General features: G+C 52.9%; 19 protein-coding genes. 9 read left to right on the forward strand and 10 right to left on the reverse strand.

Features of this window, described 5'->3' with window-relative positions; genetic code table 11:
- The first annotated feature begins 289 nt into the window (after window positions 1-289).
- The 4 genes from ACTU3N_RS10370 to ACTU3N_RS10385 all read left to right on the forward strand — a co-directional run bounded on the left by ACTU3N_RS10370 (window position 290) and on the right by ACTU3N_RS10385 (window position 4,610).
- Window positions 290-1,828 (forward strand): methyl-accepting chemotaxis protein, encoded by a 1,539-nt coding sequence (locus ACTU3N_RS10370; RefSeq protein WP_443086044.1) that lies wholly within the window; start codon window positions 290-292, stop codon window positions 1,826-1,828.
- 162 nt (window positions 1,829-1,990) lie between these two features.
- Entirely contained in the window at window positions 1,991-2,128 is a 138-nt protein-coding gene (gene sra, locus ACTU3N_RS10375; RefSeq protein WP_443086045.1) for a stationary-phase-induced ribosome-associated protein, read from the forward strand.
- 191 nt (window positions 2,129-2,319) lie between these two features.
- Window positions 2,320-4,023, forward strand: a complete 1,704-nt coding sequence (locus ACTU3N_RS10380; RefSeq protein WP_443086046.1) for an NAD-dependent malic enzyme — start codon at window positions 2,320-2,322, stop codon at window positions 4,021-4,023.
- Between the two features lie 125 nt (window positions 4,024-4,148).
- Window positions 4,149-4,610: a hypothetical protein gene (locus ACTU3N_RS10385; RefSeq protein ID WP_443086047.1), complete on the forward strand. Its 462-nt coding sequence runs from the start codon at window positions 4,149-4,151 to the stop codon at window positions 4,608-4,610.
- 31 nt (window positions 4,611-4,641) lie between these two features.
- On the opposite strand, the gene ACTU3N_RS10390 is transcribed toward ACTU3N_RS10385, so the two are convergent.
- The gene (locus ACTU3N_RS10390) at window positions 4,642-5,244 is read right to left on the reverse strand and encodes an inorganic diphosphatase (RefSeq protein WP_443086048.1); all 603 of its coding nucleotides are present in this window, start codon (window positions 5,242-5,244) and stop codon (window positions 4,642-4,644) included.
- Between the two features lie 275 nt (window positions 5,245-5,519).
- On the opposite strand from ACTU3N_RS10390, the gene adhP reads away from it, so the two are divergent.
- Window positions 5,520-6,530 (forward strand): alcohol dehydrogenase AdhP, encoded by a 1,011-nt coding sequence (gene adhP / locus ACTU3N_RS10395; protein ID WP_443086049.1) that lies wholly within the window; start codon window positions 5,520-5,522, stop codon window positions 6,528-6,530.
- 31 nt (window positions 6,531-6,561) lie between these two features.
- Here the strand turns inward: adhP and araJ are convergent, their stop codons facing one another.
- From araJ to fdnG, 4 genes are all read right to left on the reverse strand, one after another.
- Window positions 6,562-7,731 (reverse strand): MFS transporter AraJ, encoded by a 1,170-nt coding sequence (gene araJ, locus ACTU3N_RS10400; protein ID WP_443086050.1) that lies wholly within the window; start codon window positions 7,729-7,731, stop codon window positions 6,562-6,564.
- Between the two features lie 532 nt (window positions 7,732-8,263).
- Window positions 8,264-8,920, reverse strand: coding sequence for a formate dehydrogenase-N subunit gamma (gene fdnI / locus ACTU3N_RS10405; protein ID WP_443086051.1), 657 nt, complete (start codon window positions 8,918-8,920; stop codon window positions 8,264-8,266).
- Window positions 8,913-9,797, reverse strand: coding sequence for a formate dehydrogenase subunit beta (gene fdxH, locus ACTU3N_RS10410; RefSeq protein WP_443086052.1), 885 nt, complete (start codon window positions 9,795-9,797; stop codon window positions 8,913-8,915). The genes fdnI and fdxH overlap by 8 nt, the downstream gene beginning before the upstream one ends.
- 13 nt (window positions 9,798-9,810) lie before the next feature.
- Complete coding sequence (gene fdnG / locus ACTU3N_RS10415; RefSeq protein WP_443086053.1) at window positions 9,811-12,858, reverse strand: formate dehydrogenase-N subunit alpha; 3,048 nt, start codon at window positions 12,856-12,858, stop codon at window positions 9,811-9,813.
- Between the two features lie 220 nt (window positions 12,859-13,078).
- Between fdnG and yddG the strand changes: the two genes are divergently transcribed.
- Entirely contained in the window at window positions 13,079-13,963 is an 885-nt protein-coding gene (gene yddG, locus ACTU3N_RS10420) for an aromatic amino acid DMT transporter YddG (protein ID WP_443086054.1), read from the forward strand.
- A 3-nt stretch (window positions 13,964-13,966) separates the two neighbouring features.
- Here the strand turns inward: yddG and ACTU3N_RS10425 are convergent, their stop codons facing one another.
- Window positions 13,967-15,460: a SmvA family efflux MFS transporter gene (locus ACTU3N_RS10425; RefSeq protein WP_443086055.1), complete on the reverse strand. Its 1,494-nt coding sequence runs from the start codon at window positions 15,458-15,460 to the stop codon at window positions 13,967-13,969.
- A 117-nt stretch (window positions 15,461-15,577) separates the two neighbouring features.
- Here ACTU3N_RS10425 and ACTU3N_RS10430 point away from each other — a divergent pair, with 117 nt between their 5' ends.
- On the forward strand, window positions 15,578-16,153 hold the full coding sequence (locus tag ACTU3N_RS10430) for a TetR family transcriptional regulator (RefSeq protein WP_443086056.1): 576 nt from the start codon (window positions 15,578-15,580) through the stop codon (window positions 16,151-16,153).
- Here ACTU3N_RS10430 and ACTU3N_RS10435 read toward each other — a convergent pair.
- The 4 genes from ACTU3N_RS10435 to ACTU3N_RS10450 all read right to left on the reverse strand — a co-directional run bounded on the left by ACTU3N_RS10435 (window position 16,150) and on the right by ACTU3N_RS10450 (window position 20,417).
- Window positions 16,150-16,983: an arylamine N-acetyltransferase gene (locus tag ACTU3N_RS10435; protein WP_443086057.1), complete on the reverse strand. Its 834-nt coding sequence runs from the start codon at window positions 16,981-16,983 to the stop codon at window positions 16,150-16,152. The two genes, ACTU3N_RS10430 and ACTU3N_RS10435, sit on opposite strands and share 4 nt — an antisense overlap.
- 71 nt (window positions 16,984-17,054) lie before the next feature.
- Window positions 17,055-18,710, reverse strand: coding sequence for an ABC transporter permease (locus tag ACTU3N_RS10440; protein ID WP_443086058.1), 1,656 nt, complete (start codon window positions 18,708-18,710; stop codon window positions 17,055-17,057).
- A 40-nt stretch (window positions 18,711-18,750) separates the two neighbouring features.
- Window positions 18,751-19,719 carry an ABC transporter substrate-binding protein gene (locus ACTU3N_RS10445; RefSeq protein ID WP_443086059.1) on the reverse strand — a complete coding sequence of 323 codons (969 nt, stop codon included), beginning with the start codon at window positions 19,717-19,719 and terminating at the stop codon, window positions 18,751-18,753.
- Entirely contained in the window at window positions 19,716-20,417 is a 702-nt protein-coding gene (locus tag ACTU3N_RS10450; RefSeq protein ID WP_443086060.1) for an ABC transporter ATP-binding protein, read from the reverse strand. The genes ACTU3N_RS10445 and ACTU3N_RS10450 overlap by 4 nt, the downstream gene beginning before the upstream one ends.
- Window positions 20,418-20,654: 237 nt before the next feature.
- On the opposite strand from ACTU3N_RS10450, the gene ACTU3N_RS10455 reads away from it, so the two are divergent.
- Complete coding sequence (locus ACTU3N_RS10455; protein ID WP_443086061.1) at window positions 20,655-22,433, forward strand: diguanylate cyclase; 1,779 nt, start codon at window positions 20,655-20,657, stop codon at window positions 22,431-22,433.
- Window positions 22,434-22,500: 67 nt separating this feature from the next.
- Window positions 22,501-23,073, forward strand: a complete 573-nt coding sequence (locus ACTU3N_RS10460) for a flavin reductase family protein (RefSeq protein WP_443086062.1) — start codon at window positions 22,501-22,503, stop codon at window positions 23,071-23,073.
- Window positions 23,074-23,467: the final 394 nt, after the last annotated feature.

The following is a 23,467-nucleotide window of genomic DNA, read 5'->3' on the forward strand; positions in this document are numbered from 1 at the left end:
GGCGACGTTATTTCGTCGCCAACAATATTGTTTACTGATAATTTGCATTAAGTAGCAACTTACCTGTCTTTTTTATATCTTCAGTTTTTGTTTTGCGCAAAATCATATAAATACTCAAAAACAAAAAAGTAAGTATTACTTAAAAAATATTTACTGCAGCTACTTTCCGTTGAGCGCAACTTTATGGAAAATACGCCGGTAATAACAACAAAAGTCACTGGCCAGAAATTATTGCGGTTATTCTCGCGCCAGGCTCAGGTATTGATTGCGGTATATTCCGGGGATTTCCATGAAGCGTAACACACCCGTTACACATAATGAGTATTTACTTAACGAAGGAACGACATTACTGTCGACCACAAATACTCACAGCCATATAACTTATGCCAACACGGCATTTATTGATGCCAGCGGATTTAGTGAAGAACAACTGCTGGGCGAACCGCATAATATTATACGGCATCCGGATATGCCCCCCGCAGCCTTCGGCGATATGTGGTTTACTATCCAGCAGAGAGACAGCTGGACAGGAATGGTGAAAAATCGCCGCCAGAACGGTGATTATTACTGGGTTCGCGCTAACGTCACGCCGGTTTACCAACACGGGAAACTCACTGGTTATATCTCGGTGAGAAATATTCCTCAGCGTGAAGAAATTAAAGCCAGCGCCGAACTTTATCAGCAGGTATTTGAAAACAAACTTCGCGGCCATCGTTTTTATAAAGGGCTGGTCGTTCGCCGGGGATTATTCTCCTTTCTTTCTCTTTTTCAACGCATCAATGTTTCACAGCGTCTTAATCTGGCAGCAATTCTCACGCTTACCCTGTTACTCATATTGCAGTTAGTTTCATTTGGTCTTGCTGAAAAAATTATCGGCACAGCTGTTGTTATTGCCACTCTGGGCATATTTCTTCACTACCAAATAGCGCGCCCGCTGAAAATCGTTTTGGCGCAAACGAAAAAGGTTGTTTCCGGGCGTAAAGCTGATTACCCACATTTTAATCGGGTGGATGAGATAGGTATGTTAATGCGCCTGGTTAATCAGTCAGGTCTTAATCTTAATTCATTAGTGGGTGACGTATCCGCGCAGATAAATGGCATACGCACCATCAGTCAGCGTATTAGCCAGGAAGGCGAATCACTGCAACAACGCACAGAAGAAACCTCTGCTGATTTACATCAAACAGCGGTAGCAGTTGAAGAAATAGCCAGTGCAGTGCGGCAAACAGCACATACCGCCAGCGGGGCGATGAGCCATGCGGATGAAACCAGCGCAAGCGCGGTAAACAGCGGCGAGCGGATGAAACAGACCATTAACCTGATGGAGTCTGTCGCTGCGGATAACAGCAAAATCGTTGATATTATTGGCGTCATTGACAGTATCGCTTTTCAGACCAATATCCTTGCTCTTAATGCAGCGGTTGAAGCGGCCCGTGCCGGAGAAGCCGGGCGCGGTTTCGCCGTTGTTGCCGCCGAAGTGCGCAATCTGGCACAGCACTCTGCGTCCGCAGCCAGAGAAATTAAAACGCTCATTGAACACAACGTGGCAAATGTAAAAAACGGTGTGGAAAGCGTTGTCGATACGGAAACTCACCTTTCGACGATGATTGACAGCGTGTTTGCCATGTCGTTGATGATAAAAGAGATTGGCACCGCCACGCACGAACAAACTCAGGCGCTGGAGCAGATAAACCAGTCTGTTTCCCGCATCGGTACCATGACGCACAACAATACGAGTATGGTGGAACACGTAACCAGCGCGGCAGACGATTTGACCGGGCGCGCCGCCCGACTGCATCGCGCGGTGCATGTCTTTGGCGCAAGCTGAAAGACTGTTCTTAAAATCAGCAATTTCCATTGCGCTTTGCTCCGCGATCGCCCAGGATGTCCATTCGGTATATTTTTTATACCATGCAATGATGTGATTGCATTTCGCCCGGCCCGTGTCCGGGGTAGTCCTTGAAACATTGAACTGGATTAAGGAGTCAGCATGAAATCGAACCGTCAGGCGCGTCATATCCTGGGACTGGATTACAAAGTGTCTAACACCCGCAAAGTGGTCAGCAAAGACAATCAGGAAGAAACGGTGATTGCCCACCGTTCCGGTCGCCATCGTCGCGGCGAATAACCTCACCCATCCCGGCGCCACTCCACTGCGGAGTGGCGTTTTGTTTTTCTGCCCTTCTGCTTGATAAAATTTCAACCAGCGAATAACCCGAATGGGAAGCATTAGCTTTGTCAATGATTTATACTTTCGCGCGCCGCTGTACCCCATAAAGCCAGATACGCAGTGGGATTGTTGAAATTAGGAGCAGTTTGATGAACGCGAAGTATAATAAAAATCGCTCGTTGTATATTCCTTACGCCGGGCCTGTCTTGCTGGAATTTCCCCTGCTCAACAAGGGTAGCGCTTTCTCGATGGATGAACGCAGCAGCTTCAACCTGCTGGGTCTGCTGCCTGAAGTAGTTGAAAGTATTGAAGAACAGGCAGAACGCGCCTGGCTTCAGTATCAGGGCTTTAAGACCGACATTGATAAACACATTTACCTGCGCAATATTCAGGACACCAACGAAACCCTTTTCTATCGTCTCGTGGAAAATCATCTCGAAGAGATGATGCCGGTCATTTATACCCCGACGGTGGGCTGGGCCTGCGAGCGATTCTCTGATATTTACCGTCGCGCACGCGGTGTATTTATCTCCTGGCAGAACCGCGGATACATGGATGACATTCTGCAAAATGTACCGAACCATAACATCAAAGTTATCGTGGTCACCGATGGCGAGCGCATTCTTGGTCTTGGCGACCAGGGCATCGGCGGGATGGGTATCCCTATTGGTAAGCTGTCGCTCTATACTTCCTGCGGCGGCATAAGCCCGGCTTATACGTTGCCGGTGGTGCTTGATGTTGGCACCAACAACCAGCAGTTACTTAACGACCCGCTCTATATGGGTTCACGCCATCCGCGCATTACCGGCGAGGATTATTACGCCTTCGTCGATGAATTTATCCAGGCTGTTAAGCATCGCTGGCCAAATGTGTTGCTGCAATTTGAAGATTTCGCGCAAAAAAACGCAATGCCGCTACTTAACCGTTATCGTGATGAAATCTGCTCGTTTAACGATGATATCCAGGGTACCGCCGCCGTCACTGTCGGAACATTAATTGCCGCCAGCCGTGCCGCCGGTAGTCAGCTTAGCGATCAAAAAATTGTTTTTCTGGGCGCCGGTTCCGCCGGTTGCGGTATTGCCGAGCAGATTATTGCACAGACGCAGCGTGAAGGTTTGAGCGAAGCCGACGCCCGCCAGAAAGTCTATATGGTGGATCGTTTCGGGTTGCTCACCGACCAGATGCCAAACCTGCTGCCTTTCCAGAGCAAACTGGTGCAAAAACGTGAAAATCTGCATAACTGGGACATCGCAACGCAAACGGAAGCCTTCTCGCTACTGGATGTGGTGCGTAACGTTAAGCCGGATATTCTGATTGGCGTTTCCGGACAGACAGGTCTGTTCACGGAAGAAATTATTCGTGAGATGCATAAGCACTGCCCGCGCCCGATAGTGATGCCCCTCTCTAACCCGACATCGCGGGTGGAAGCGACTCCGCAGGATATTATTAGCTGGACGGAGGGCATGGCGCTGGTGGCAACCGGTAGCCCATTTGCACCGGTACAGTGGAAGGAAAAAACGTACCCTATCGCCCAGTGCAACAACGCCTACATTTTCCCGGGTATTGGTCTGGGTGTGATTTCATCTGGCGCATCGCGCATCACGGATGAGATGTTAATGGCTGCAAGCGAGACGCTGGCCGAGCACTCTCCGCTACTGCTTAATGGTGAAGGTCTGGTGTTGCCGGAGCTGAAAGATATTCAGAAAGTGTCGCGTGCTATCGCCTTTGCCGTGGGCAAAATGGCCCAGCAGCAAGGCGTGGCGGTAAAAACCTCTGCCGAAGCACTGCAACAAGCTATTGATGACAACTTCTGGGAACCGAAGTACCGTAACTATCGTCGCACCTCGATTTAATCCTCCTGCCACCCGTCTGTGATATGGCGGGTGGCTGTTTTTGATCTGCTGGCTGACGTATTTTGAAAGAAAACAACCTGCCAGGCGTTTTTAATAATCGCTTTCCTGTCCAGCAAGGTTGATATATGCCGGTTTCCACACACCACTACCGGAGCCATATCGGGCACCACTATAATCGTACTCAACCACAGAATATGGTCCCGGTACATACAAAAATCCAGCACGCTGATCGTAGTGAAAGTCCACTGCTGAAGAATATTCACTACGTTGCTCCCGCAACCACTATTGATGTTGAACGTCAAAGCGGTAAATCAATGCACTATGTCAGCCGAAGGTGTCCGACAGGAAAAGTCGTTTTTAGTTTGCTGGCCTGCGGCGCGATGGCAACCGCAGCGGGAATAATCATTCGCGATATGATTGCAGCAAATGGAGCAGAGGATGGGCGGTTACTTAAAACCGACTATTTTGCGCAAGGGAAAATGGAATACTTCGCAAACAAACGCGTGGAATATACCCTGAAAGCAGGTCATGACGGGTACCTTTTAGATAACGAAAAACTCTCTCTGAAACCCGTCCACCGCTTGTGATGTAAAACGCCCCATTGGGGCGCTGAACATATTATTGCTGCGGATGCTTCTCTTTCCAGGCTTCCCATGCCTGCCTGATCTCTTTTTTTGCCGTTTCGGCATCGTTAAAACCGTTCAGCTCAACTTTTTTACGCCCGTCCGGTAGCTGCTTATACACCCGGAAAAACGCTTCGAGGCGCTGCTGCTCAATTTTCGGTAAATCGTTCAGCGTTTTAATCTCATCATAGGTTGGGTCAATTTTACTGGCCGGAACGGCGACAATTTTGTCATCCGTCTCGCCGCCATCAATCATTTTCAGTACACCAATCGGGCGCAGCTTAATCAGCGTACCGGGAGCCAGCGGCGCACGTGTATAAAATATAACGTCTAACGGGTCGCCATCGCCTGCCAGCGACTGGGTCAGTGAACCGTAGTTTGCCGGGTAGGCGACGGGCATCGATTGAAAACGGTCAGCAATAATAAAACCGGTTTTCGCATCTGTTTCATATTTGATCATTCCACCTGCCGGAATTTCCGTGACCGCATAGAACTCGTCCGGGTTATTTTCCGGTTGTGGAAACGCCAGGATATTTTGTGCCTGAACAGAGGCTGAAAGAAGCAGGCTGACTGCGAGAAATTTTTTCACCAGATGCATTGTTAACCACTCATCTATTAATAGAAGTCATAATCTGGCGGTAAAAAATGACAGCGGAATGACTGAAATATTTCAACATCATTAATCATACAAATGTTACGAATGTTAATATTTATACCCACTATAAATAAGAATAAGTCAATAAAATGATTACAGTATGTAACATACGACTTGAATATATTCTTTCCGGAGGATAATCCTTAAGGGGTGATTACGGATGAAGCGAAAGCCCCACCCGGAACACAGTTTTTTTGCCTCATAACAAGGAGAAACCTATGAAGGCTGCTGTAGTCACGAAAGATCATAATGTTGATGTCACTGAAAAAACCTTGCGACCGCTAAAAACCGGCGAAGCGCTGCTGAAAATGGAGTGCTGTGGAGTTTGTCATACTGACCTGCACGTGAAAAATGGCGACTTTGGCGACAAAACCGGCGTCATTCTCGGCCATGAAGGTATTGGCATTGTCAGCGAAGTCGCACCGGGTGTTACCTCACTGAAGCCAGGCGATCGGGCGTCAGTAGCATGGTTTTTCCAGGGATGTGGGCATTGTGAATACTGTAATACCGGCAATGAAACCCTGTGTCGTGACGTTATTAACGCAGGGTATACCGCAGACGGTGGGATGGCCGAAGAGTGTATCGTTGTGGCTGATTACGCAGTCAAAGTGCCTGACGGGCTTGATTCCGCCGCAGCGAGCAGCATTACCTGCGCTGGAGTGACCACCTATAAAGCGGTAAAAGTATCGAAAATCAAACCCGGGCAGTGGATTGCTATTTACGGCCTGGGCGGTCTGGGTAACCTTGCGCTGCAATATGCTAAAAATGTTTTCAATGCAAAAGTTATCGCTATTGATGTCAATGATGAGCAGCTGAAGCTGGCCGCCAGTATGGGAGCCGATTTAACGGTTAACTCCCGTAGCGAAGATGCGGCAAAAGTCATTCAGGAAAAAACCGGCGGCGCACATGCAGCGGTCGTGACGGCGGTCGCCAAAGCCGCGTTTAACTCAGCGGTAGATGCCGTGCGTGCCGGTGGCCGCGTTGTTGCCGTGGGCCTGCCACCCGAAGCCATGAGCCTCGATATCCCGCGCCTGGTGCTGGATGGCATCGAGGTTGTCGGTTCGCTGGTCGGGACACGCCAGGATCTCACCGAAGCATTCCAGTTCGCGGCTGAGGGCAAAGTGGTACCTAAAGTGGCGCTGCGTCCACTGGAAGATATCAACGCTATCTTCAAAGAGATGGAGCAAGGCCAGATTCGTGGTCGCATGGTTATCGACCTGCGTCACTGACAGAAGTCGGGGCGCATTGCGCCCCTTTTGCTTACTGGGTTACCGGTACAGGCTGCTGTTTTGTTTTGATATGTCCATAAACCAGCAGCGCCGTCATCGCGGCAAACGTCAGCACCGCAGCAGGCAAGGTAAGGTAGCTGTACGTAAAACCAAACGTGATAATCAGCCCGCCGAACCATGCACCAACAGCATTACCCAGGTTAAAGGCCATCTGCCCCCCGGCCGCGCCCAGCATCTCTCCGCCCTTTGCGTTTTGCAGCAGCAAAATTTGCAGCGGCGCGGAAAGCGCAAACAGCCCCGCGCAGCAAATAAAGCCCACCGCCAGCGACGCCTGTTTTTGCTCACCAAGGACAAAAAGCGCAAGCATCGCCAGCATGATGACAAGCTCTGTGGTTGCGGCGATACGCACCGGGCTAAAGCGTACCGATAACCTGCCGCTGAAGATATTGCCAAGCACCATGCCAAGACCCATTAACGTCATGATGAATGTCATTGATGCTTCAGAGAAGCCCGATACCGTCACCATAAAGGGCTTCACATAGCTAAACCACGCAAATACGCCTGCGTTGCCAAACATGGTGGCGGCAAAAATAAGCCAGGGCTCCGGTTTTCTCAGAAAATGAAACTGCTCGCTCAGGCGGGCTGGCGCTTTGTCATACAGTGCTGGTACCCAAAAGACAACGGACACTATCACCAGCAGATCAAATACGACGATCAGCAAAAACGTATAGCGCCAGCTGAACGCATGCCCCAGCCAGGTTCCCAGAGGAATACCAATGAGATTGGCGACCGTCATCCCGGCAATCATGCCCGCGACCGCCATGGTCACTTTGCCGGGCGGTGCAATTTTCGACAGAATTATCGCTCCTACGCCAAAAATCGCACCATGCGGGAACCCGGAAATCAATCTGCCCAGGATCAACATCCAGTAAGCGCTGGAGAAGGTAAACATCGCATTCCCCACCACGCACATCGCCACCAGGAACAGTAATATGTTTTTCAGGGAAAAACGGTTGGAGACCAGCGCCATTACCGGCGCGCCAATCACTACCCCACACGCGTAAAACGAGATCAGATGCCCCGCCGAAGGAATCGAAATACCGACATCCTTCGCAAGTTCGGTCAAAACACCCATGATACCGAACTCCGCCATACCCAGACCAAAGGTCGCAAGTGCCAACGAAAAAACCGTTTTTTTCATACCACAAACCACTTGTTAAAAGATTGCAACACGCATTATTTACCAGACACCACCATCAGGCCAGTTGAAATACGCCCGCTGGCACATTAATCCATAACTTCACGCTTTGCGGTGAATACACGAGCGTTCAGCCCGGCGTTTACACTGCGGCAAAAAAATCCGCCTGGCGAGACCCGAGTTAACAACATGGAAAACGGCTCGCAAACTATTTTGCTGTTTGCAACACGTTTCTTTTTTCTGGAATGCATCCCGAACAATCGATAATTCCCCCTCCCGCTACGGTTGTTTTTAATTTATCGACGGTAATAATGCCGACACACAGAAATGAATCAGAGGCAAACAGTCCGGGTATTGCTCGCAGTGCTCAGGGAGAGTTTTCGGCGCGTGTCCTGGCCTTTACAACGGTTGGTCGGGTGTGATGTCTGTAAAAGAGGAATTAAAAATGATGGGATTCAAACTTAACAATAGAACCTGCATGCTATATCTTGCAGGCTTAACGCTCCGGAAAAGTCTCCGGAGCGTTAAAGCGAGATTATTTAATACCTTCGGTGCTCTCTTTTTTCGCTTCCAGTCGCTCTACATCACGATACCAGCGTGGGTGATGTTTCTGCGCCCAGCGGCGGCTCACCTTGCCTTCAATCATGCCTTTAATCGATCCTTTGACCCAAAAGGCCATATACATATGAATAAGGATCGCGTGCAGCAAAATAATGGCGGAAGTGGCATGCAGCAGCAGGCTGTAGCGAATCACTTGTATCGGAAAATAAGGGGCAAAATAAGGTCGCCAGATAATAATGCCGGTGACCATAAGCACTGTCATCATGCTCATAATGGTCCAGAACATCATCTTCTGACCGGCATTATATTTACCGACCTTCGCCACTTTGTGCTCGTTACCTTTCAGCACCTCGACAATATTTTTAACCCACGGCCAATCCTTTTTATCAGGAATGTTGTGATGCACAAAACGCACAAACATAAACATCAGCATCACAAAAATCGCGACGCCGAAAAACGGATGCAGGATGCGCCCCATTTGTGGCGTGCCGAAGGTTTCCGTCAACCATTGCAGCGTCGGGAAGAAAAACGAAATACCGGAAAGTGCGACCAGGAAAAAGCAGATAACCACCGTCCAGTGGCAGGCGCGATCGATAAACTTTGTGCGCACAATCATTTTTGACTTACTCATGATGCTCCTCGTCCTCGTCGTCCTGCTCTTTATTCGGCCCTATCCCGATGTAGTGATAGATAAGCCCGGCGAAAGTGGCGAGGAATCCAATCGCAGACAGCGGCTTCAGCGCCCCTTTCCACAGACTCACCGCCGTATCGATCTGCGGATCTTTTGGCAACTCGTGGTACAGCTGAGGCTGGTCGGCATGGTGCAGCACATACATCACATGCGTGCCCCCCACGCCCTGCGGGTTGTAAACCCCGGCGTTGGTGTACCCGCGCGCTTTCAGTTTTTCTACACGCTGCTGCCCAAGCTCCAGCATTTCTGTTTTCGTGCCAAAGTGAATAGCCCCCGTCGGGCAGGTTTTTACACAAGCCGGTTCCTGGCCTACGCTGACGCGATCAACACAAAGCGTACATTTATAGACCCGGTTGTCCTCTTTATTAAGACGCGGCACATTGAAAGGGCAGCCTGCAATGCAATAACCACAACCGATACAGTGATCGGACTGAAAATCCACGATACCGTTGGCGTACTGAATGATTGCACCGGCAGACGGGCAAGCCTTCAGGCAGCCTGGCTCCGCACAATGCATGCAGCCATCTTTACGAATCAGCCACTCCAGCTTGCCGTTCTGCTCAGTTTCGCTAAACCGCATCACCGTCCAGGACTTCGCACTGAGATCTGCCGGGTTATCGTACACACCAACACAGTGCCCGACCTCGTCGCGAATATCGTTCCACTCCGAGCATGCCACCTGGCAGGCTTTACAGCCCACACAGGTGGAGACATCGATAAGCTTAGCGACTTCGGCCTTATAATCGCGCGCCCGGGGGGCTGGCGTGGCGGAGTTGGTCGCGGAACGTTTGATAATGTCCTGAGTTTCCAAAGCCATATATTTCGCTCCTTTACGCCTTCTCGATATTCACTAAAAACGCTTTATATTCCGGCGTTTGCGAATTTGCATCCCCGACGTTTGGCGTCAGGGTATTAGCGATATACCCCTTCTGCGCAACCCCTTCGAAACCCCAGTGCAGCGGAATACCAATGGTTTCCACCTGCTGCCCATGCACCTGAAGAGTACGCAGGCGGCGGGTAACAACCGCCACAGCACGAATAAAACCTCGCTTGCTGCTGACCGTGACCCGATCGCCATTCGCAATGCCTTTTGCCTCAGCCAGCGCTTCGCTGATTTCGACAAACTGCTGCGGCTGAGCGATGGCATTCAGGCGAGCATGTTTCGTCCAGGTATGGAAATGCTCCGTGAGACGATACGTCGTACCGACATACGGGAATTGATCCTTTTTGCCCAGGCGTTTGATATCGTCTTCATAGATACGTACTACCGGGTTTGAAACCACATTCGGGTGCAGCGGGTTCGTACCCAGCGGAGTTTCCATCGGCTCGTAGTGCTCAGGGAACGGCCCTTCAGCAAGCTTATCAAGCGCAAACAGACGCCCCAGCCCTTCCTGCTGCATAATAAACGGCCCGGTCGCGCTGCCTGGCGGTGCGTTGTTGAAATCAGGAATATCATTTCCGACCCATTTCGCACCGTTCCACTCAATAAGCATCCGTTTCGCATCCCAGGGTTTACCCTGCAGATCGGCTGACGCACGGTTGTACAATACCCGACGGTTCAGCGGCCACGCCCACGCCCAACCGAGCGTATTGCCAAGCCCTGACGGATCGGCGTTGTCGCGGTTAGCCATCTGGTTGCCCTGCTCCGTCCAGCTACCGGCGTAGATCCAGCACGACGACGCCGTGGTGCCGTCATCGCGCAGCAGCGCAAAGCTACTGAGCAATTGCCCTTTCTTCGCCAGCAACTGTCCGTTAGCGTCATAGAGATCTGCCAGCGCATAACCGTTGTTCTCTTTTGCTACTTCTTCCGAGTGCGGGTTGTGCGGCTGCCTGTAGTTCCAGGACATTTTCAGCAGCGGTTCGGCGCCTTTGCCCCCTTCCGTGCGGTACATCTGGCGCAGACGATGGTAAATCCCGGCAAGGATTTCGCCGTCATTCATTGCTTCGCCCGGCGCATCCTGCCCTTTCCAGTGCCACTGCAACCAGCGCCCGGAGTTCGCAATCGAACCGTCCTCTTCTGCAAAGCAGGTGGATGGCAGGCGGAACACTTCAGTTGCAATCGCCGACGAATCAACATCGTTCATCTCGCCGTGGTTTTGCCAGAACGTTGAGGTTTCCGTCACCAGCGGATCGATAACAACCAGGTACTTCAGCTTGCTCAGCGTGTTGACCACCTTGTTTTTATCCGGGAACGAGGCCACCGGGTTAAAGCCCTGGCAGATATACCCATTCACTTTGCCTTCCGCCATCATGTTGAAATACTTGATAACGTCATAGGATTGATCCCACTTCGGCAACCAGTCATACCCCCAGTGGTTCTCTTTTTGCGCCGCCTCGCCATAGAAGGCTTTCATCAGGCTGACAAAGAACTTCGGATAGTTGCTCCAGTAGTTCACCTGATCCGGCAGTGTCGCTTTTGGCGTACTGGCGGTCAGATATTGCTCAAGACTGGCCTGCTTATCCGAAGGCAGCGTCAGGTAACCCGGCAGGCTGGTTGATAACAAGCCTAAATCCGTCAGCCCCTGAATATTGGAGTGCCCGCGCAGCGCATTTACCCCGCCACCGGCCATCCCCATATTGCCGAGCAACAACTGAATCATCGCCATGGTACGGATGTTCTGCGCCCCCACCGTGTGTTGCGTCCAGCCGAGGGCATAGAGGAACGTGGTGGTTCTGTCTGCCGCGCTGGTGGAAGCCAGCACTTTGCATACTTTGAGGAAATCCTCTTTTGGCGTACCGCAGATGTTCTCTACCGTCTCCGGCGTGTAACGTGAAACGTGCTCTTTCAGCAGGTTCCAGACACAGCGCGGGTGACGCAAGGTATCATCACGCCTGGCGTAGCCGTTTTCATCAAACTGATAGTTCCATGACGTTTTGTCGTACTGCCTTTTTTGCGCATCGTAGCCGCTGAATAAACCGTCTTCGAAGGCAAAATCCTCCCGCACCAGCAGACTGGCATTGGTGTAGTTTTTTACGTACTCCGCATTGATTTGGTTGTTTTCAATCAGGTAGCGCAGCACGCCGGAGAGGAAAGTAATATCCGTCCCGGAACGTATCGGCGCATAGATATCGGCAACCGAAGCCGTGCGTGTAAAGCGTGGATCGACAACAATCAGCGTCGCATCGTTGTTATTTTTGGCTTCCATCGCCCAGCGGAAACCAACCGGGTGGGCTTCAGCGGCGTTACCGCCCATCACCATCACCACGTTAGCGTTTTTGATATCAACCCAGTGGTTGGTCATCGCACCGCGACCAAATGTTGGAGCAAGACTTGCTACCGTTGGTCCGTGTCAGACGCGCGCCTGGTTATCAACTGCCAGCATCCCCAAAGAACGCACAAACTTTTGCGTCAGCATGCCGGTCTCATTACTGGCCGCCGAGGCGCAAAGCATGCCGGTTGAGAGCCAGCGGTTCACTTTTACACCCTCTGCGTTGTGTTCGATAAAGTTTGCATCGCGATCGTCTTTCATCAGCCGGGCAATTCGGCTAAAGGCTTCGTCCCAGGAGATACGCTGCCACTTGTTCGACCCCGGCGCGCGGTATTCCGGGTAGCGCAGGCGATTTTCGCTGTGTACATAATCGAGCAGGCCCGCGCCTTTCGGGCACAGCGCACCACGGCTGACCGGATGATCCGGGTCGCCTTCAATATGATAAATGGCTTCTTTCGCGTTTTTCGCGCCATCTCCCAGGCTATACATTAATAGCCCGCAACCTACGGAACAGTATGTACAGGAATTTCGGGTCTCTTTTGCGCGCAGTAATTTATAATTTCGCGCCTGAGCCAGCGCCATCTTCGGTGTAAAACCTAATGCGGCAACTGTCGTTCCGGCCATACCGCCCGCGCAGATCTTAAAAAATTGTCTGCGGCTGACGTCCATTGCTTTCCTCATTTTTATCGTTGACTGCGGCCGGAAAACTAAACACTTACAGCGGTGAATAAATTGCGGTAAATCAATAACGCCAGGGCATTGCTACCTAATAGTTGCGCTTGTCAGGATTTACTCACTCAAAAGTAGTAGGCGCATGGAATAACGATTCGCGTTGGTAAAATCATTCATGGTATAAGTTGAGGTTTTGTTTCCGGTATTATGTGCAGCCATGAATAAAAAACGAGCAACGCTAATTGGTTTACTGGCGGTATTATTATGGAGCACCATGGTGGGCTTTATTCGCGCGGTCAGCGAAGGATTAGGGCCAGTGGGCGGCGCGGCAATGATCTATACCCTCAGCGGGTTATTACTGATAGTAACCGTGGGTTTTCCTAACCTTCGCACCTTTCCCCGTAAATATCTTATTGCCGGAAGTCTGTTATTTGCCAGCTATGAAGTCTGCCTCGCGCTGTCGCTCGGTTTTGCCGCCACGCGCCAGCAAGCCATCGAGGTCGGGATGGTCAATTATTTATGGCCCAGCCTGACTATCCTTTGCGCCATCTTATTTAACGGTCAAAAATCGACGCTCTGGGTGGTGCCAGGCTTATTACTGGCCCTGCTCGGTGTCTGCTGGGTATTAGGCGGGGACCAGGGGCTGAATATTACGGAGATTCGCCAGAACATAATTTCCAGCCCGCTCAGTTACGCGCTGGCTTTTACAGGCGCGTTTATTTGGGCCTTTTATTGCATCGTGACCGCGAAATATGCCAACGGCGCCAACGGTATTACGCTGTTTGTTTTACTGACCGCCGTGATGCTGTGGGTGAAATTTTTGTTAGCGCCGCAGCCGCCGATGAACTTTAGTTTTCCGGTGGTGGTGAAATTATTACTGACCGCTATTTCATTGGGCTTTGCGTATGCCGCGTGGAATGTGGGCATTCTGCACGGCAATGTTACCGTGCTCGCCGCAGCGTCTTACTTCACGCCAGTCCTCTCCTCGGCGCTGGCAGCGCTGGTTCTCAGCGCCCCGCTGTCATTTTCCTTCTGGCAAGGGGCGCTGATGGTCTGTGCAGGCTCGCTGCTCTGCTGGTGGTCAACACGCAAGGCAGCCTGACGATTAGTGCGTGGGCTGCTCAACCCTGGCAAGGCTAAACCAGATGGCGGCTGCAAGCAGTAACATCAGTAAACCCGCCGTGCTCAGGGCGACGCTGTGCGATCCGATAAACGCCTCGCGCGCGGCGGCGATAATACTGGCCCCGGTTCCAGGTTCCGCCGTTTGCGCCAGGCGGAATGCCTCGCCAATGGACGACGAGGCCTGAGCCGCTTCCTGCGCCGTCAACCCTTGTGGTAACTGGATCGATGCGGCAAAGCTGCGACTTAAAATCAGGCCAAACACCGCAATCCCCAGTCCGGCACCCAGCTCATAAGCCATTGTTTCTATCGCTCCTGCCGCCGCCGCTTTCTCTTTCGGCGCTGCGGCCATGATTGCCGCCGTTGAAGCCAGCAACGCGCTGGCTGCGCTGAAGCCCAGCATCGCCATCAGTCCCCACGCCTGGTACGGCTGGGTTGAAAAGTTCGTCACCGACAGGCCCAGAAAACTCAACGCACTCAGCGCCATTCCGCCGGTTGCTACCCGGCGCAAACCGAGCCGTGAAACAAGTACCCCGGCAATCGGCCCGCTAAAGCCGCTTGCCAGCATCACCGGCAACATAAACATACCGGCGGCAAACGGGGTAAACCCATGCACAAACTGCAACTCCTGCGCCATCAGCAATTCAAAACCGACCAGCGTCACCATCGCGGTCACCGCCATTATCACCCCACTCAGAATGACGCGGTGCGTAAACAGGCGCATATCTATCATCGGTGTGGCAGCGGCAAGCTGAAGTCGCACGAATCGCCACAGTAACGCACCGCCTGTCAGTAACGCCGCGCCCACTATCCACAACGGAACGGCCCCTTTAAGCGCAGTTTTTGCACTCCACACCAGCAGCAAAATCGCCACAATCAGCCCCAGCGCTTGTTGTAAATGAAGCGGCTGATCCGTGCGCCCTTGCTGGCGCGGTACGAAACGTGCCGTCAGTGCCATCACCATCAGCACAAGCGGAACGTTAATCAAAAACACGGAGTCCCAGTAAAAATGCTCCAGCAACATGCCGCCAATCAGCGGGCCAAACGCCGCGCCGCCGGAGCCGACGGCCGCCCAGACGCCCAGCGCCGTATTTCGCTGCTGCGTTTGTGAAAAGGTGTTGCGGATCCCGGCGAGCGTTGCTGGCACAATCATTGCCGCGCCGATAGCGAGCAGCGCGCGGGTAGCAATCAGCCAACTCGCGCTGGCGGCAAAAGCAGCCAGCAGCGACGCCAGCCCAAACAGCCCGCTACCGATAAGTAGCAGTCGTTTGAAGCCAATCTTATCTCCAAGCGCGCCCATCGGCAGCACCATTCCCGCCATCACCAGCGAATAGATATCGATTATCCAGAGCAGTTCATTGCCGCTGGCGTTGAGCACGGCACTCAGCGTTGGCACAGCAACATGCAGCACCGTTGCATCAATCGCGACAGGAATATACACCAGCACAATAATGACCAACGTTACCCATTGACGAAACATAGATTTTCCCTTCCAGTACATCCTGGACACATGTCCAGAACTGGCGATCCTACGTAAAGTTGAACATATGTCCAGCTTTTTGTTACACTCCCTCCATTCGCAAAACGTCGAGGTTTTATGCGCTATTTAACCCGTGACGATCGCCGGGAGGTGATCCTGCAAGCTGCTATGCGTGTCGCGCTGGCAGAAGGTTTTACCGCAATGACCGTGCGGCGTATCGCCAGCGAAGGCGGCGTATCAACCGGTCAGGTTCACCATCATTTCGCCTCGGCAAATGAATTAAAATCCCAGGCATTCATCCGCCTGATTGAAGAGCTGCTGGATATTGAGCTGGTGCCGCCCACCGCAAGCTGGCGAGAGCAGTTGCATTCGATGCTTGGCAGCGAAGATGGCGCGCTTGAACCCTATATCCGGCTATGGCGCGAGGCGTTACTGCTGGCGGAAAAAGAGCCGGAGATTAAGGGCGCGTATGTTTTGTCGATGGAGATGTGGCACGGAAAAGTGGTGCAGCTTATTCGCCAGGGGCGCGAGGCCGGGGAATTCACCAACGTAGACAGTGCAGAGCATATCGCCTGGCGGCTTATCGCGCTGGCCTGTGGCCTGGACGGGATCTGGCTTCTGGGGATGCCGGGTGTTGATGAAGCAGCGTTGCAGCATCATCTGGCGGCATCCATCCAAAAAGAGTTGTGCTAACCCTGTGCGACGCCGAAACTGTTCATCACCCTTTCCAGCTGCTCAAGGCTAAAACCTGACTTCGCGTCACTGACTCCGAGATTGAAACGCGTTTGTAATGTTTCATACAACGCAGTGGCGTTGGGCAGTTGTGTCTCTTCTTTCTCCCCCTGCCGCCAGTGGGTAAAAAGGAAATTGTTCAGCGTCAGTTTTTCCCCCTCCGGCAGATGGCGACACACCAACAAGTGGTGGCGGAAATGCGAAGCAGGCCAGTGCGCCGAGTGGAAATTGCCCATCACAAAGTCGGCAAAATATTGCCGGGTTAATTCAAACTGATACATCGTTTGCCAGCTATCATGGTGGCGAAACTGGAGCTGCCAGTCTTCACCCGCACGCTGTAAACGGTAAATGCCATGCGGCGTTTGCTGTTCCTCATCTGCCCGCAGGCGAATCGGTGCGGTCAGCGTTTGCCCGCCGAAGCCCACATCCGCAATCCAGGGTTCGCCTGCAAGCATAACCAGCAAAATACGGTGAGTACGCGGCGGCATCTGCGGCGGACTGGCAAGCAGTACGCGGCCCAACAAACTGCGCACGTCAAAACCCAGCTCCTTTAATACGCGTTCGAACAATCCGTTTTGCTCAAAACAGTAACCGCCACGACGCGCGACCACCAGTTTATGAAAAATAGCCTCATCGGTCAGTTCAATTTCCCGTCGCAATATCACGTCGATGTTTTCAAACGGGACCGCGCAGTTGTGATGCAGGTGCAGCGCGCGTAACGTTTCCACTGATGCATCGGGCGTATGTTTCCAGCCAATGCGGGCCAGATAGGCGGTTAAAAAAGGCGTCATACCGTGTCCTCAGAAGTACTGAGACTTTGTTATAACGCATTTTTCTGACGCCACTGGCGTTTTTGTGCCCTTTATTGCCGGGCGCTGCGCTGCAACATTGCCAGCGCGGTCAACATAAGCACCAGTGCGACGCAAAGCGTGAGGGTCGCCATCGCCATCCCCTGCCCAACCGAGCCTTGCTCAAACTGCCGCCAGATAAACACCGCCACCGTCTGCGTACCCGCCGGGGCAAGCAGCAGCGATGTCACCAGTTCCCGTGAAGCAATAGCAAACACCATCAGCATCGCCGCGAACATCGCCGGGAAAACGAGGGGCAGCACTATCAATCGCAGCGCCTGAAACGCGCTGGCGCCATGCACGCGGGCGGCGGGTTCGAGATTTCCGCCAAGCTGACGCATGGCGCTGGCGATATAACGCACCGGCCAGGGCAGCAACAGGCAACAATAAGAGATCAGTAATATTCCCCAGCTGTTATACGGCGACACGGGCCAGAACGCCCGGTTCCATAACAGGATAAGCCCCACGCCGATCACCACCCCCGGCAGTGCCGCAGGCATCAACGAGAGCGCATCAATTACACTGCGTCCTTTTACCTTCTGCATCACTACCAGCCAGGCGGCGCATAAACCGAGCGCCCCGGTAATGATTGCTGCGCCAAATGCCAGCGAGAGACTGGTACCCAGAGCCGAAAGCGCATCGCCACGCTGGACGAACAACGCGCTGAAATGCCTGAGCGTGAGATTATCCATCGATAGCCCACCGGAGAGCGTTCCACTCAGGGCCGTCAGCGCCATCGAAAGCCCCGGCATCACCACTGCCAGCAAACCGACCATCGCCATCACAGCCACAACCGGCGGCATCGCCAGTCCCAGACGTGCGCCAACATGTTCGGCAGGTTTTCCCGACACACTGCTCACGTCTTTATCGCCGGTGAGTTTGCGCTGCAACCACCATCCACTCAGCGCGATAACAATCAGCAGCAGCGAAAGCAATGATGCGCCAGGCAAATCAATGGGCCAGTCAGCAAGCTTCTCCTCAATCCCCACGGTCAGCATCACCACGCCCGCCCGAGTGCCGAGCGCCGCAGGTACGCCGTACTCCTCTGCCGCGAGGGTAAAGGCCAGCAGCATACCTGCCGCCAGCGCCGGGGTGAGCAGCGGCAGCGTGATATGGCAGAATGCTTTACACGCTGTCGCGCCATGCACCCGCGCCACTTGCGCGAGCCGCTGCCCGCTGGCAAGCAAACTGCGTGACACGGCAAAATAGACCACCGGGAAAATGTTCAGCGTCATCACCAGCACAATACCGCTTTTGCTGAACAACACATCATTCAAATCGATACCGGTGAACTGCATCAGGAAGCCGTTCGTTTGCAGCACCAGCATCCATGATAACGCGGCAATATAAGGCGGCGTAAGAAAGGGGAGCAAAAACAGCAAATCCCAGAAACGGGGGCACGGCAGATTAAACAAACCGCGCGCCACGCCGAGGGGTAAACCGACGGCCCCACTGAGTAAGGCCACGCTGATGGCAATTTGCAACGTGCCGCTAACCATCGCGGGCAGCTGAGGCTCAGTCAATAGCGCCCCAACGGTTGAGAACGCGCCGCTGAACTCCCCGGCGCTGAAGTGTGGGAAGATTGCCTGCAACAGAATAAACAGCAACGGCAGCGCAACCAGTACGACAAGCAGCACCAGCGTCGCCAACGACATAAATCTCTGGTTCACGGCAGATATCCTGATAGCGGGGTCGCCCCCGTATTAGCTATTACCCGGCGAAAAGCATGTTAAAACGCTTAAGCACCTCGCCACGCTCACTGGAGCCATCACTTTGTGTGGGCAAAATATTCAGTTCAGTAAACAGCGGTCGTTTTGCCTGCACATCGGTACGGGCAGGCATCAGCCAGGCATCCGCCACCATTTTCTGCCCTTCGGGCGACAGCACATAATCAATAAAGGCTTTGGCATCCTGCGCATGCTGCGAGGTTTTGAGGATCATCATTGGGCGCGGCGCAATGACCGTACCGCTGGCAGGGAAAATCACTTTCAGGGATTCGCCCTGGGCAATATTGCCGTAGGTCACATAATCCACGGCACCGAACACCGCCGCTTTCGCCCCCTGCATCACCGGTGTCACCGCCTGCGCGTTCGGGCCGCTGACCAGCATGCCGTTCTTTTTCAACGCATCGAAGAGTTGCCACGCACTCTCGCCCATGCCGTTTTGCAACCCGATCAACAAATCCAGCGAGGCCCCGGAGAGCGCCGGGTCAGGCGTGGTGACTTTATTTTTAAAGTCAGGCAGCGTCAGATCCTGCCACTCTTTAGGTTCCGGTGTGCCGCTTTTCGTGTTCCAGACGATACCCAGCGCGGAGATCCCCTGAGCAACATAGTCGGCACTTTTCAGGGAGTCAGGAACATTGTCGGCATTGGTGCTATTGAACGCCAGCAGCCAGCCACGGTGATGGAGATCCTCCGCTGTGTCCCAGGAGGCGGAAATCAGCACGTCTGCCTGCGGATTCGCCTGCTCCGCTTCAAGCCGCGCCATCACTTTTCCGGTCGTGGCCTGGAAAATATTCACCTTTACCCCGGTTTTTTGTTCAAAACCGCTGGCAAGATTTTTCGCAAGCGATCCAGGGCCTGCGGTGTAAACAGTGAGCGCGTGCGCGCTGGAGAGCATCATGGATGACAGCACCATGGCAAAAACCACTCCTTTTTTGACAGATAACAGCGTTTTCATGCAATTTCCCCTGAGGATGAAGTAACGGTTCGTACAGATGCTATTTCGCCGCCATCAAGGTGAACAATACGGTCAGCAAGCCATTGGGCTTCCTGGCGATCGTGTGTCACGTAGACGGCCGTCGTACCCAGCGCACGCAGCAGGTGCGCCATCTCATGGCATAAGGATTTACGCAGCGCGCTGTCAAGATTCGACAGCGGTTCGTCAAACAGCAGGATGCCAGGCTCAGCGACAATAGCCCTGGCCAGCGCCACACGTTGCTGTTGCCCACCGGACAGTCCGGATGGCTTGCGACTGGCAAACTCCGCCAGGCCGACCCGTTCCAGCGCCTGCCTGACGCGCTGCGCGCGCTCGCCCCCCGGCACATTGCGCATTTTCAGTGGGAAAGCAACGTTTTGCGCCACACTCATGTGCGGCCAGAGGGCATAGTCTTGAAAGACCATACCGATATCGCGCGCTTCCGGCGGCAACATCCAGCCGGATTTAGCTACCAGACGCTCGCCAAACCACACATGCCCTTCTTTTGGCTCACTTAAGCCCGCCAGAAGACGCAAGAGCGTACTTTTGCCGCAGCCGGAGGGGCCAAGCAGCGCAACGATGCTGCCTGCCTTGATAGATAAATCGATACGATTGAGAACGGTATGTGTGCCGAAGGCATAAGAAACGCCTTCCAGGCGGATGTCAGTGAATGCGCTCATTAACGCCCTCCCTTAATGGCAGAACGTAAATGACCCACGGTTTTCATCCAGCGGGCCGCATCCACCTGCACGAAAGTCAGGGGAGCATACATATTGTTATCCTCTTTGGGATTTGATAGCCGCTGACTATAGGTTGCGAGTATGACGAAGAAATGACGCCATTATTGCGCGTTGGTTTTCAACAACATGACTACACTGATAGTCATACCTTTGACTGAGAGTAAATAAGGCTTTTTTGTGCGTATTGCGACAATCACTAATTTTGCTTATGTCGCCACTGTGACATTGACGTTGATTTCCGGTGTGGCACTGTTTCTGGCATCGCATGCTGAACGCGACGAACGCACCACGGTTGCCAGGATCCGTCTGTTTGATGCGCTGACGGACAACCTGGAAAAAGAGGCGTTTGCGTTAAGTAATCTCGCGCGTGAAGCCGTGCTCAAACCGCTGGCGGAAAATGTGCAAAGCTGGAAAACCCGCGTCCAGCAAGATATCACCCTGGAAAACCAGCTGGAGGAGTTACGCAGCCAGGGCGCTTCCAGTGAAGAGCTGCACGTATTGCATGATGGTATTACCACCCTTGCGCAGCTTGAAGAGGAGCAGCGTATTGCACTAGCCGATGCCGAAGCCGGCAAAACGCCTGACGCGATCAATTTACTGTTTAACGGTAATTATGATGAAAAAGTCAGCGAGGCCGAATACCGTTTCGCCCATTTTCGCAGCCTTGCAGATCAACGCCTGCAGGCTGAAATGACCGGAGCCACGGAGCGCTCCGTGCGCCTGCGTACGCTTTCTGAAGTGATGGTCGGCCTGACGGCTTTGCTGTTTTTGTTTGTACTCGGCTTTATCATTAAGCACCGCATCCTGCGCCCGGTTGTGACTCTCAGCGATGTGATAAATCGCCTGGCTACCCAGGATTACGCGGTCGAAGCGCCAATGCTGGCGCAGGTCGATGAAATAGGTGATATGGCACAAGCCATCCGCATCTTTCGCGAAAATGGCCTCGCGCGACAGCGTCTCGAACAGGAGCGTGATGCCGAATGGGGCACCCGCACATTGCTGGCCCGAATGACGCAGCGCTTGCAGGGCTGTGACTCCCAGCAGGCTATCGTTCGGGTGGTCAGCCGTTTTGCGCCGGAAATTATCCCGGATATGGGCGGTCGTCTTTATATTCTTAACCCGCGTACCCACCGTATGAAATGCGTTGCCCGTTGGGGATTACCGCCGGGAGAAGATGCGCCTATCACCCCGGAGAGCTGCTGGGCGCTGAAACGCGGGCAGTTACACAGCCCGGCTAAAGATGCGGTGGATATGCCGTGCGAACATATCCAGCCGGATATTGCCGCCCGCGCGGTCTGCGTGCCGCTCAATGCGCAAAACAAAAGCATTGGCCTGTTAACGTTTGATAATTACACGCCGCAAAAAGAGCCGCCTTATGCCTACCTTGAGCTGCTGGCAGAGACGCTGGCGCTGGCGTTTGCCAATCAGATCCTGCGCGATACGCTGACTGAAAAGGCCACCTATGATTCGTTGACCGGTTTACGCAACCGCCACAGCCTGGATGAGACGCTACGCACCATGCTTGAGCAAGCGATGGTTGAAGGCAGCATGTTGAGCTGCCTGATGATGGACGTGGACTATTTTAAAACGTTCAACGACCAGCACGGCCACGATGCGGGCGATAAAGTATTGCGGGAGCTTGCGAAGCTGATGACTGATACGCTGGATGAAAACAGTGTCGCGTTTCGCTACGGTGGTGAGGAGTTTCTGATAATCTTACCGGATACTAACGAAACACAGGCAAAGCAGGTCGCCGGGACGTTACTGAGCAATGTGTTAAATCACCCTATTCTCTTTGAGTCGCAAAATATTGGTCCCGTTTCCGTCTCTATCGGAGTGGCAACCTGGCCGCGACACGCCAGCGCTGACAATCTGGTGCGCGCAGCGGATCTGGCACTCTACCTTGCTAAAGAGCAAGGCCGCGGGAAAATTGTGGTCGCAAGGCACGCAGGTTAGTCCGCACTTGCGTTCTCCGGCAGTTCAGTCGTTTAATGCAGGAAATCCGCAAACCAGGGAGTTCTTTATGAGTCATTTTCGCCCGGTAGCATTAGAGCATGCCAGTCGCCTGCTCAACCACGGCCCGACGATTTTAATTACCAGCCGGGATGATGAAATCGATCGCCGTAACGTAATGGCCGCTGCCTGGTCGATGCCGGTAGAATTCTCCCCGCCACGTATCGCTATCGTGGTGGATAAAAGTGCCTGGTCGCGTGAATTAATCGAGCGCAGCGGGATGTTTGGTATCGTTGTGCCAGGCGTTGCGGCAACCAACTGGAGCTATGCGGTAGGTAATATTACCGGTCGTGATGAAGATAAATTCAACTGCTATGGCATCCCTGCATTTTCCGGGCCTGTGTTGGGGCTACCGGTCATTGAAGAAAAATGCCTCGCCTGGATGGAGTGCCGACTGTTACCGCCCACGGCAGCGCAGGACAAATACGATACGTTATTTGGCGAGGTGGTTTCTGCCGCCGCCGATGAGCGCGCGTTTATTAATGGCCGCTGGCAGTTTGATGACGATAAACTCAATACCATTCACCATCTTGGTGGTGGTGTTTTTGTTACCAGCGGGAAACAAATTATTGCTGCCGGATAACCCGGACATTTTATGTTTACGCTTTACCCGTCGGATAATTAAAAAAGGCAATATAAAGCAAAATGATATTGCCTTTTAACCAGAAACCTGTCGAAGCATCTATGAAATATTGCCATTCCCCCATGCACGCTGGCCGATAAAAAAATGCTTATGTTTTTATAGCGCTGATAACGACAAATATCAGTATTTACTGATGCTACTGAAAAATCACTGTCGAGGAAGACGCTCTGCTTCTGAATGCCGAGATATCGCGTTATTTATAGCGGAACTTGAGTTTCGGAAATTTCATATTTGCAACTTATACATGGAGAGCGCAGAATCAGTTAAACATCAGGTACGTGTGTCAGGAGGTTTTTCTATGGACAGCTATTTACACCCTCGTACTTTTTTAATA

The sequence above is a fragment of the Vagococcus sp. WN89Y genome (genome assembly GCF_052220145.1).
Classification (GTDB): domain Bacteria; phylum Pseudomonadota; class Gammaproteobacteria; order Enterobacterales; family Enterobacteriaceae; genus Kosakonia.

Bases quoted from the DNA above. Each gene is read 5' to 3' on its own strand.
- ACTU3N_RS10370 (WP_443086044.1), top strand. From the start codon at position 290: ATGAAGCGTAACACACCCGTTACACATAATGAGTATTTACTTAACGAA.
- sra (WP_443086045.1), top strand. From the start codon at position 1,991: ATGAAATCGAACCGTCAGGCGCGTCATATCCTGGGACTGGATTACAAA.
- ACTU3N_RS10380 (WP_443086046.1), top strand. From the start codon at position 2,320: ATGAACGCGAAGTATAATAAAAATCGCTCGTTGTATATTCCTTACGCC.
- ACTU3N_RS10385 (WP_443086047.1), top strand. From the start codon at position 4,149: ATGCCGGTTTCCACACACCACTACCGGAGCCATATCGGGCACCACTAT.
- ACTU3N_RS10390 (WP_443086048.1), bottom strand. From the start codon at position 5,244: ATGCATCTGGTGAAAAAATTTCTCGCAGTCAGCCTGCTTCTTTCAGCC.
- adhP (WP_443086049.1), top strand. From the start codon at position 5,520: ATGAAGGCTGCTGTAGTCACGAAAGATCATAATGTTGATGTCACTGAA.
- araJ (WP_443086050.1), bottom strand. From the start codon at position 7,731: ATGAAAAAAACGGTTTTTTCGTTGGCACTTGCGACCTTTGGTCTGGGT.
- fdnI (WP_443086051.1), bottom strand. From the start codon at position 8,920: ATGAGTAAGTCAAAAATGATTGTGCGCACAAAGTTTATCGATCGCGCC.
- fdxH (WP_443086052.1), bottom strand. From the start codon at position 9,797: ATGGCTTTGGAAACTCAGGACATTATCAAACGTTCCGCGACCAACTCC.
- yddG (WP_443086054.1), top strand. From the start codon at position 13,079: ATGAATAAAAAACGAGCAACGCTAATTGGTTTACTGGCGGTATTATTA.
- ACTU3N_RS10425 (WP_443086055.1), bottom strand. From the start codon at position 15,460: ATGTTTCGTCAATGGGTAACGTTGGTCATTATTGTGCTGGTGTATATT.
- ACTU3N_RS10430 (WP_443086056.1), top strand. From the start codon at position 15,578: ATGCGCTATTTAACCCGTGACGATCGCCGGGAGGTGATCCTGCAAGCT.
- ACTU3N_RS10435 (WP_443086057.1), bottom strand. From the start codon at position 16,983: ATGACGCCTTTTTTAACCGCCTATCTGGCCCGCATTGGCTGGAAACAT.
- ACTU3N_RS10445 (WP_443086059.1), bottom strand. From the start codon at position 19,719: ATGAAAACGCTGTTATCTGTCAAAAAAGGAGTGGTTTTTGCCATGGTG.
- ACTU3N_RS10450 (WP_443086060.1), bottom strand. From the start codon at position 20,417: ATGAGCGCATTCACTGACATCCGCCTGGAAGGCGTTTCTTATGCCTTC.
- ACTU3N_RS10460 (WP_443086062.1), top strand. From the start codon at position 22,501: ATGAGTCATTTTCGCCCGGTAGCATTAGAGCATGCCAGTCGCCTGCTC.